The 9,202-nt window shown below is 31.2% G+C and carries 11 protein-coding genes and 1 pseudogene; 9 read left to right on the top strand and 3 right to left on the bottom strand.

The window, feature by feature from the left end; genetic code table 11:
* From ACIQ11_RS06295 to ACIQ11_RS06335, 9 genes and pseudogenes are all read left to right on the top strand, one after another.
* A pseudogene (locus ACIQ11_RS06295) lies at window positions 1-175 on the top strand (1,4-dihydroxy-2-naphthoyl-CoA synthase); the annotation flags it as partial.
* 68 nt (window positions 176-243) lie between these two features.
* The gene (locus ACIQ11_RS06300) at window positions 244-804 is read left to right on the top strand and encodes a PH domain-containing protein (protein WP_396153831.1); all 561 of its coding nucleotides are present in this window, start codon (window positions 244-246) and stop codon (window positions 802-804) included.
* Window positions 805-2,307, top strand: a complete 1,503-nt coding sequence (locus ACIQ11_RS06305; RefSeq protein WP_396153833.1) for a PH domain-containing protein — start codon at window positions 805-807, stop codon at window positions 2,305-2,307.
* 4 nt (window positions 2,308-2,311) lie between these two features.
* Window positions 2,312-2,578: a hypothetical protein gene (locus tag ACIQ11_RS06310; RefSeq protein ID WP_396153835.1), complete on the top strand. Its 267-nt coding sequence runs from the start codon at window positions 2,312-2,314 to the stop codon at window positions 2,576-2,578.
* The gene (gene menA, locus ACIQ11_RS06315; RefSeq protein ID WP_396153837.1) at window positions 2,578-3,489 is read left to right on the top strand and encodes a 1,4-dihydroxy-2-naphthoate octaprenyltransferase; all 912 of its coding nucleotides are present in this window, start codon (window positions 2,578-2,580) and stop codon (window positions 3,487-3,489) included. The genes ACIQ11_RS06310 and menA overlap by 1 nt, the downstream gene beginning before the upstream one ends.
* 26 nt (window positions 3,490-3,515) lie before the next feature.
* Window positions 3,516-4,193 (top strand): metal-dependent hydrolase, encoded by a 678-nt coding sequence (locus tag ACIQ11_RS06320; protein ID WP_396153839.1) that lies wholly within the window; start codon window positions 3,516-3,518, stop codon window positions 4,191-4,193.
* Between the two features lie 214 nt (window positions 4,194-4,407).
* Window positions 4,408-5,598 carry a tetratricopeptide repeat protein gene (locus tag ACIQ11_RS06325; RefSeq protein ID WP_396153841.1) on the top strand — a complete coding sequence of 397 codons (1,191 nt, stop codon included), beginning with the start codon at window positions 4,408-4,410 and terminating at the stop codon, window positions 5,596-5,598.
* An 87-nt stretch (window positions 5,599-5,685) separates the two neighbouring features.
* Complete coding sequence (locus tag ACIQ11_RS06330) at window positions 5,686-6,720, top strand: o-succinylbenzoate synthase (protein ID WP_396153843.1); 1,035 nt, start codon at window positions 5,686-5,688, stop codon at window positions 6,718-6,720.
* A gap of 33 nt (window positions 6,721-6,753) precedes the next feature.
* Window positions 6,754-7,281: a CIA30 family protein gene (locus tag ACIQ11_RS06335; RefSeq protein ID WP_396153845.1), complete on the top strand. Its 528-nt coding sequence runs from the start codon at window positions 6,754-6,756 to the stop codon at window positions 7,279-7,281.
* A gap of 32 nt (window positions 7,282-7,313) precedes the next feature.
* Here the strand turns inward: ACIQ11_RS06335 and ACIQ11_RS06340 are convergent, their stop codons facing one another.
* From ACIQ11_RS06340 to ACIQ11_RS06350, 3 genes are all read right to left on the bottom strand, one after another.
* On the bottom strand, window positions 7,314-7,706 hold the full coding sequence (locus ACIQ11_RS06340) for an SRPBCC family protein (protein ID WP_396153847.1): 393 nt from the start codon (window positions 7,704-7,706) through the stop codon (window positions 7,314-7,316).
* Between the two features lie 66 nt (window positions 7,707-7,772).
* On the bottom strand, window positions 7,773-8,186 hold the full coding sequence (gene ruvX, locus ACIQ11_RS06345) for a Holliday junction resolvase RuvX (protein WP_396153849.1): 414 nt from the start codon (window positions 8,184-8,186) through the stop codon (window positions 7,773-7,775).
* 116 nt (window positions 8,187-8,302) lie between these two features.
* Window positions 8,303-9,202 (bottom strand): peptidylprolyl isomerase (locus ACIQ11_RS06350; RefSeq protein ID WP_396153851.1); only part of this gene is annotated, 900 nt, incomplete at its 5' end.

Consider the following 9,202-nt stretch of genomic DNA (forward strand, 5'->3'; position numbering starts at 1 on the left):
GTCTATTAGAATGTTAAAATTCGCAATGAATTTAACTGATGATGGAATGGTGGGACAACAAGTTTTTGCTGGCGAAGCCACACGATTGGCCTATATGAGCGAAGAAGCTGTAGAAGGTAGAAATGCGTTCTTAGAAAAACGCAAACCTAATTTTGAGAAAAAGTATATTCCTTAGATGGGTGAAGGGTTAAGGGTTAAGGGTAAAGGGTGATAGGTAAAGGGTAAAAGTAAAAAGAGAAAAGGATGCAGGAATTTACAAATGAAACTACGGAAATTATAGATTTACCTAGGTTTGAGGAAGTGAAATTAAATCGATTACAAGCCAAGTATTTTACTGTAGTTGCTATTATTTTAAGTATAGTTAATTTTGTTATTTTATTAGTGTTTTTTGTTATTTCTTATTTTCAAACGGAACTTTTTTCTAATAGAATTTGGTTGGTTATGGGAATTGCCCTTTCGATTTTAATTGGCTTATCCTATCCACTTGCAAAGCTTAGTTTTAATAAAAAAGGATACGCTTTTCGAACTCACGATGCTATTTATAAATCGGGTTTAATTTCTGAAACGACTACAATAATTCCGTTTAATAGGGTGCAACACGTAGCGCTTCACCAAGGATTTTTTTCGAGAAGATTTGGTTTGGCTTCTGTTGAACTATTTACGGCTGGCGGCAATAGTTCGGATATTAAAATACCAGGTTTGCTTTTAGAAGACGCTCAGAAAATAAAAAATTTAGTTTCTAAAAAAATTAATCCAGATGCAACAAATGAACTTCACAATGTTGTTCATAATAAAATGGAATAAATGAATGCTTTAACCGATTTTTCCCAGCCACAACGTCAATCATTACTAGGTGTTTTAGTTATGTTTGCCAATACCCTACAAAAAATTGTACGGGCTATGTGGCCTATACTTTTAGTATGGTTGGTAAAGTTGGATGCTTCCAATACGTTATTTATATATTTAGGAATTGTTGCTTTTGTACTGATTATTGCCATAATTTCTTATTTGCAATACTACTTTTTTACATTTTATATTGATGAAGAAAATAGCGATTTCGTAATTCAAAAAGGTGTTTTGAATAAAACCAAAATCACAATTCAGTTACACAAAATTCAGCAAGTAAATATCAATCAAAGTCTAATTCAACGATTAATAAATGTTTATAAATTAGAAATTGATACCGCAGGAAGTGATAAAAAAGAGGCGTCAATTAGCGCTATTCCTCACGAACTTGCCATCATTTTAAAAGATCGATTAATAAATTACGCTTCAGAAAAACCAACTTTTACCGAGGAAAAAGAAGTAGTGGAAGCACCGTCGTCGCTATTAAAAATTAGTTTATCTAGTTTGATTAAAATTGGATTTACTTCAAATTACGTTAAGAGTTTTTTATTATTTTTTGCATTTTTTACAGCGATGTTAGAAAATATTAAAAAAATATTTGAAAGTGTGGAAATTCAAGAAGATAAAATGACGGGTTATTTAGATAAATTACCAATATTAACTTCAATAGCAATAGTTTTAGGAACTATTATTGGAATAGGATTGGTTGTTAATTTAGTGCAAACTATCATTAAATATTATGATTTTACAATTCGTAAAGACAAACAATCAATCGTACTTTCCTTCGGATTATTGGCTACTAAAAACACATTGTTACATCCAAAGAAAGTCCAACTTGTTTCAACAACTCAAAATTTCTTTCAGAAAAAGTTTGATATTTTGACAATCGGTATTCGCCAAGCATCAAGCAATCCTGGCAGTAATATTAAAAGTGATAAGATTGATGTTCCTGGTGCTTCAAAATTGGAGCGTGATGAAATTCTAAAAATACTTTTTAATACATTTCCAGAAAAAGGAAAATTAATGCTCCCAAATTGGCGAAAATTGGCTCTAGAGTCATTCTTTTTACTTCTACTTCCAATAGTTGTTTTTATACTAGTTAATGTATCTTTTGATTTATTTATTTGGAATGAATTGGTTATGTATTGTTCTATTTTTGCACTATTTTCAGGGATTTTATTATGGTTTTCATATAAAAATTATAGACTTTTTGTTTCTACTGATTTTATTATCAAACAAAATGGTGCTTGGGACGTTGACAATACGATTGTAGAACCTTATAAAATACAAGCCATTACAACAAAACAATTTTTTTGGCAAAAAGCTACAAATATTGGTTCGGTTACTTTGGCAACTGCAGGTGGAAATATTGATTTTTCAACGGGTAATTATCTTGAAATAAAAAAAATGGTAAATAATTGGGTGTATCAAGTGGAGACTACAAATAAAAATTGGATGTAATTATATGGAAAAGTTAATCGCAAATAAAAAACTTCTTTTAGTTTTAAGTAGTTCAATGCTCTTGTATTGGTTGCTTAGCAAAACAATTGATGTATATCAGATTACTATTATAGGCGTGCTTTATGAAATTATTTGGCTTCCTATGTTAGTATTATTTATTGTTTTGCCAATACTAAATACCTATTCACTAATTAAAAACAAAAATAGTTTGATGTCCTATTTTAGTTTGGCGTTAAATATAATTACACTATTAATCGTTTTCTTAGTTTAATGAAAAACACAATACAACCTTGGATTCAAGCGGCACGCTTACGAACGTTACCACTTTCAATTTCTGGAATTTTGGTAGGAAGTGCGTATGCGTATTACCAACATTCATTTGATTGGATTATTTTTGTGTTGGCATTATGTACCACATTATCATTTCAAATATTATCCAATTTCGCTAACGATTATGGCGATGGCATAAAAGGCACAGATGCCAATAGAATTGGCGAAAAACGCTTAGTAGCTTCGGGTGAAATTACGTCTGCCCAAATGAAAAAGGCAATTATCATCAACTCGGTTATAGCCTTTGTTTTAGCCGTAGCTTTAATTTATTTTGCTTTCGGACAACAAAATTTTGTGTATTCGTTTACTTTTTTGGTTTTAGGAATAGCTTCAATTGCCGCAGCCATAAAATACACCGTTGGAAATAATGCTTATGGATATAGCGGTTTTGGAGATGTTTTCGTTTTTATCTTTTTCGGATTGGTTGCTGTTGTTGGAAGTAATTTTTTATACTCGCAAAGTATCGATATTAAATTATTTCTTCCCGCTACGGCCATTGGAATGTTAAGCACCGCTGTTTTAAACCTAAATAATATGCGCGATATTGATAATGACCGAATCGCAAATAAAAATACGTTAGTGGTGAAGTTTGGATTGAAATTTGGTTTATGGTATCAAAGAGTGTTAGTTTTTATGCCGATTGTACTTTATATACTTTTTTCATTTAATTTTAAAAACGGGACTCCAGGATTTTCTTTTTTATTTTTATACTTAGCAATATCTCACAATAAAACGATAACAAAAATTGTAGAAAAAAATTCTCCAAATGAATTTGATCCGCTTTTGAAAACGGTCGCATTGACTACTTTTTTGTTTGCCATTTTATTATCATTAAAAATAATTACATCGTAAATCTTAACGATTAAATAATAGTAACTATGAAAATAACATTTTACGGACACGCGTGCTTGGGCATTCAAATCAATGATATTCATATTTTGGTAGATCCTTTTATTACAGGAAATGCAAAAGCGTCTCATATTTCTATAGACGAAATTGAAGCCGATTATATATTGTTAACGCACGCACATCAAGACCATATTTTAGATGTGGAAGCCATTGCCAAACGAACAGATGCAGTAATTGTTTCTAATTATGAAATTGCTTCACATTATGGAAATAAAGGGTTTCATTATCATCCAATGAACCACGGTGGAAGTTGGGATTTCGAATTTGGGAATGTCAAATATGTAAATGCGATTCATACCTCCTCTTTTCCTGATGGGAGTTATGGAGGGCAACCTGGCGGATTTGTAATTGAAGGCGAGCATAAAAACATATACATTGCAGGCGATACGGCTTTAACAATGGATATGAAATTGATTCCGATTCGAACCAAATTAGATTTGGCTATTTTGCCTATCGGAAGTAATTTTACAATGGATGTGGAAGATGCTATTATCGCTTCAGACTTTGTAGAATGCGATAAAATATTAGGCTATCATTACGATACGTTCGGTTATATCGAAATTAATCACGAAGAAGCCAAACGTAAATTCTTCCAAAAAGGAAAAGATTTAATGTTATTAGAAATTGGACAAAGCATCGATTTATAAACTTTGGTATCAAAATTGTAGAAGTTGAAACACATAGTAACATAGATTTTTATTTGAAATGTTTGAAAAAGAAAACATTAGAAAAAGCTTAAAGTTATTATTATTTGACTTATTTTAAGTGAATAGTCTCAATATCAAACAGAAAAACTATGTTCCTATGTGTTTCAAAAAAATAAATCATAAACATCCGCAAAATCTGCGTACCCATCTAAAAATGAAAAAAATATTCTTATTTCTTCTTATTACTCAAATTTCTTTCGCTCAGAAAGATGGTTTTTGGGATAAAGAACGCGCGTTTACTAAAGAAATTAAACTTTCATCGGGCAACCGAACCTTAGTGAAAATTGACGATTTGCCTGAAGGTGCTTCTGAATTTGTTTTCCGAATTTTATTAATTGATGAAAACGGAAAAATCACAAATAGCTTGGCATCTGTTTTAAAAGCCATACCCGATCCAACAGGTATTAGTCAGGGCGCTGCAGGAGCTCTTTTTTTAACCAATTCTCTTTCTGGTGACGATACTTGTGTTTATGGAATTTACACGTCTGAGAAGGCCGGAAATCAGTTTTTAAAAGACGGAAAGTTAGAAACGGCTTGTTATTTTAGTAAAGAACCCATAAATAAAGACAGTAAAGTAATTTCAATTAAAAACACAAAATGTTTTGAAAACACACCAAATATATGGTTTGCTTTTGAGAATAAAAATTGGGTATTAAGCACCAAAATAGTATTGGAAGTAGTGTCTTGGATAGATTATTCAGCCAGTAGAGGTTGGAATTTAGAATCAAAAAAAGAAATCGTTTCAATTGGAAAAAAATTAGATTGGTATAAAAAATCATCAAATGAAGCTGTTTTTTTAGCTCAATTTGTAGCAAGTTTTATAGATAAATATAAATATTCTGAGTACCAACAATTATTGGCTATTGAAAAAACAAAAGCGGTTAACGATGTACAAGAAATTGCTTTAAAGAAATCAAATCAATATGAAAGTTATTTGAATGCCATTCGTGCGGAAGCCGTTAAGTTGAATAAAGATAGCAAAGTTGACGAAGCCATTTCTATAATTCAGAATGAAATTATATTTAAGAAAGCAGCCAATCATATCGATTATGGTTTATTGGGAAATTTCTATTTGTTTTCAAAACAATTTGCTAAAGCAGAGGATAATATAAACAAAGCTATAGCGTTAGACAAGAACGATTTAACGCATCAATTACAATTGGCTCACGTGTATTTATTTACAGAACGTATTTCGGAAGCTAAAGACCTCCATAATCAATACAAAACGCAAAACATTGCCTCAAATACAAGTTGGGTAAATCAAACGAAATCTGATTTTTCTGAGTTTGAAAAGAAAGGTTTTCCAGTAAATAATTTTAAAAAAATACTAAGAATCCTTGAATAATTATTTCGCAGAGAGGCACGAAGAATACGCAAAGTCACACAAATTTTGCGAATCTTTGCGAATCTTTGCGAAACTCTGTGTAACAAAATGAAAGCTACCTATAAAAAATACATCCTAAACTTTAAACGTCCAAGCGGCACTTCGCGTGGTGTGATGACGGAAAAAGAAACCTGGTTTTTACTATTGGAAGAAAATGGTAAAATTGGAATAGGTGAATGCGGATTGTTGCGAGGCTTGTCTATTGATGACCGACCAGATTATGAAGAAAAATTGCAATGGGTGTGTGATAACATTCATTTAGGTAAAGATAAATTATGGGATGCATTACTTGAATTTCCTTCCATTCAATTTGGTGTAGAAATGGCATTTTTATCTTTACAAGCTAAATCTCCATTTGAATTGTTTTCTTCTGATTTTACCCAATCGAAAGATTCAATTTTAATTAATGGATTGGTTTGGATGGGTGAGGAAGCGTTTATGAAACAACAAATTGAAGAAAAATTAGCGGAAGGTTTTACCTGTATAAAATTGAAAATTGGCGCTATAGATTTTGAAAAAGAATTGGGTTTATTGCGATTTATTCGTCAACATTTTGATGCAAAAACTATTGAAATACGTGTAGATGCAAACGGTGCTTTTACTTCAAATGAAGCTTTAAATAAATTAAATCAATTATCTGAATTTGAATTACATAGCATTGAGCAACCTATTCAAAAAAACAACACTGACAAGATGTCAGAGCTATGCAAAACCACACCTTTTCCAATAGCGTTAGATGAAGAGTTGATTGGTGTTTTTAAATATGAAGATAAAGCAATGCTTTTAGACGCCATACAGCCACAATATATTATTTTGAAGCCCAGTTTTATTGGCGGCATAAAAGGCAGCTTAGAATGGATAGAATTAGCTAAAAAACGAAATATAGGTTGGTGGATTACTTCGGCTTTGGAAAGTAATGTGGGATTAAATGCGATTGCGCAATTTACGTACACGTTAAATAATAAAATGCCACAAGGATTAGGAACCGGTGGTTTGTATACCAATAATTTCGAGTGCCCGTTAGAAATTAAAAACGGAGAGTTATTTTATGTAAAGGAACGAAATTGGGAATTTAAATTGTAAGTTTACAAATAATTCCTGTAAATTATACGTGTTATGAAGTTACTTTTATTACTTTTCTTTTGCTTTACTATGAATACGATTTCAATTTATGATTTTTCTAAAAACTCAAACGTTTCCGATTGGATAATAGTTGATGATGTTGTTATGGGCGGTCGTTCCAATGGGCGATTTTCTTTAGATGAAGATGGGAATGGCGTGTTTTCTGGTACAGTTTCTACTGAAAATTATGGAGGATTTTCGTCTGTAAGGTATCAATTTGACAAAGTTAATACTAACGCTGACAGTAAAATTACTTTAAAACTAAAAGGTGACGGTAAAGATTACCAAATTAGAATTAAAGACAAAATATCAAAATATTATTCTTATATCACCACATTTAAAACTAATGGAGACTGGCAAGAAATTAGTATCAATATGAAGGATTTATACCCTTCTTTTCGTGGTCAGGATCTAAACTTACCAAATTATAACAGCAGTTCATTTGAAGAATTGGTTTTTTTAATTGGCAATAAAAAAAATGAATCCTTTCAATTAATAATTGATAAAATTGAACTCAATTAGGTTTACGTAAATCTAAATTCGAAAATCGTAAATTATAATTTTTCCATATTACTTGATAACGTTTCAATAAACTTTGTAATTGGTCCTTTTACCATCATTGCCATCATTGCGTTAAATTCACCTTCAAAAAACAATTGAATATCGGTTTCATTTTCAGAAATCGCATCTATTTTTGCAGTTAAAGTAAACGGTAATTTACTTGAAGCGGCTCCTAAGATAATTTCTGAATTTGGTGTGCTGGCTTTTTTTACCAATTTAATTTCTGGCATACCTTTTAAGCCAAATTCAAAGCAATTTTCATCAATAACTTCAAATTTTGCCATATTTTCAGGCATTAATTTCTCAAAATTTTTAATATCAGATAAGGCATTAAAAATGTATTCAGCTGATTTTTTTACGTTTGTTTTTGGACTTTCTAAATTCATTGTTTTATTTTTTTGTTTCAGGTTTCGTAAATCTAAACTCGTAAATCTTAAATTCAAATTTACGCTTTATTTTTTGTAATTCAAATAATCTTGCAATAGTATTGTTGCGGCAATTTCGTCAATTAAACCTTTGTTTTGGCGTTGTTTTTTCTTTAAACCGCTATCAATCATAGTTTGAAATGCCATTTTTGAAGTAAAACGTTCATCTACACGTTCCATTTTCAAATTTGGAAATTCGGTATGAAATTGCTCGATAAATTTTTCAATAATTTCTGTGCTTTCACTTGGTAATCCGTTCATTTGTTTCGGTTCGCCAATGATTACAGTTTCCACATTTTCTTTAGAAAAATAGGTTTTTAAAAAAGCAATTATATCTGTAGATGGAATAGTTGTAAGTCCGCTTGCAATAATTTGAAAGTCGTCTGTAACCGCAATTCCTGTTCGTTTTTGTCCGTAATCTATAGATAAAATTCGTGCCATTAAATTAATTTAAATACAAAAGTAAGTAAAACCCTATGTAAATAAATGAATTAGTACAAATAAAAAATCTCACCTTGACCAATCAAGATGAGATTTTAAAATAAATATTTCTGAATTTATTGTTTTGCAGTTGGTAAACTTTCTAAAATTTCCACTTCAAAAATGATATTACTGTTAGGTGGAATTACGTTTCCGGCACCTCTTTCGCCATAACCTAAATTTGCTGGAATAAAGAAAATGGCTTTATCATTGAAATTCATATTGTTAATTCCTTCTAAAAATCCAGGGATTAAACCTCCTTTGCTTCCGTATTTAAATGGAAAAGGTTGGTATCCGTTTTGGTTGGCTCTGTTTTGGTCAAATTTACCATACATTTTGTTTATGGCTTCGTAGCTACTGTCAAAAAGAGTACCATCTTCTAAATATCCTGCATAATGCACATAAATATCTTTACCTTCTGCAGGTTTTACACCTGTTCCTTTTTGTAAGATGCTATATTGTAAACCAGAAGCCGTAGTTGTTGTTTTTGCTTTTAAAGCTGCTAATTCAGCAACTTTGGCAGCTAAAAGCGGACCTAATTTTTCTTTCATTTCTTTATCAGCAATGGCTTTTGCTTCCGCTTCTTTTTGTTTTCTTTCCGCTTCTAATTTTGCATTTGCTTCTGCCTTAATTCTGTTTTCTTCTGCTTCTTTTTTATCTAATTCAGGTTTCATTTTCATATATTCTGAAAACACTTTCTCTGCATTGAAATTTTTAGCTAATTTTCCTTTTCTAACAATTACTACTTTTTCAATTACATCATCCTGAGCAATAGCATCTACTACTTTTTGCCCTTCAATAACGTGACCAAAAACACTGTGTTTGTTGTTTAACCAAGGTGTATCTTTATGTGTGATGAAAAACTGAGACCCGTTTGTTGCAGGTCCAGAATTTGCCATTGATAAAATTCCTGGCTTGTCGTGTTTTAAACTTGGATCAAATTCGTCTTTAAATTTATAACCTGGATCTCCAGCTCC

This window comes from Flavobacterium sp. (genome assembly GCF_044361065.1).
Taxonomy (GTDB): Bacteria; Bacteroidota; Bacteroidia; order Flavobacteriales; family Flavobacteriaceae; genus Flavobacterium.

Coding starts and splice junctions, on each gene's coding strand:
- ACIQ11_RS06330 (WP_396153843.1), top strand. CDS start 5,686: ATGAAAGCTACCTATAAAAAATACATCCTAAACTTTAAACGTCCAAGC.
- ACIQ11_RS06300 (WP_396153831.1), top strand. CDS start 244: ATGCAGGAATTTACAAATGAAACTACGGAAATTATAGATTTACCTAGG.
- ACIQ11_RS06335 (WP_396153845.1), top strand. CDS start 6,754: ATGAAGTTACTTTTATTACTTTTCTTTTGCTTTACTATGAATACGATT.
- ruvX (WP_396153849.1), bottom strand. CDS start 8,186: ATGGCACGAATTTTATCTATAGATTACGGACAAAAACGAACAGGAATT.
- ACIQ11_RS06305 (WP_396153833.1), top strand. CDS start 805: ATGAATGCTTTAACCGATTTTTCCCAGCCACAACGTCAATCATTACTA.
- menA (WP_396153837.1), top strand. CDS start 2,578: ATGAAAAACACAATACAACCTTGGATTCAAGCGGCACGCTTACGAACG.
- ACIQ11_RS06310 (WP_396153835.1), top strand. CDS start 2,312: ATGGAAAAGTTAATCGCAAATAAAAAACTTCTTTTAGTTTTAAGTAGT.
- ACIQ11_RS06325 (WP_396153841.1), top strand. CDS start 4,408: ATGAAAAAAATATTCTTATTTCTTCTTATTACTCAAATTTCTTTCGCT.
- ACIQ11_RS06320 (WP_396153839.1), top strand. CDS start 3,516: ATGAAAATAACATTTTACGGACACGCGTGCTTGGGCATTCAAATCAAT.
- ACIQ11_RS06340 (WP_396153847.1), bottom strand. CDS start 7,706: ATGAATTTAGAAAGTCCAAAAACAAACGTAAAAAAATCAGCTGAATAC.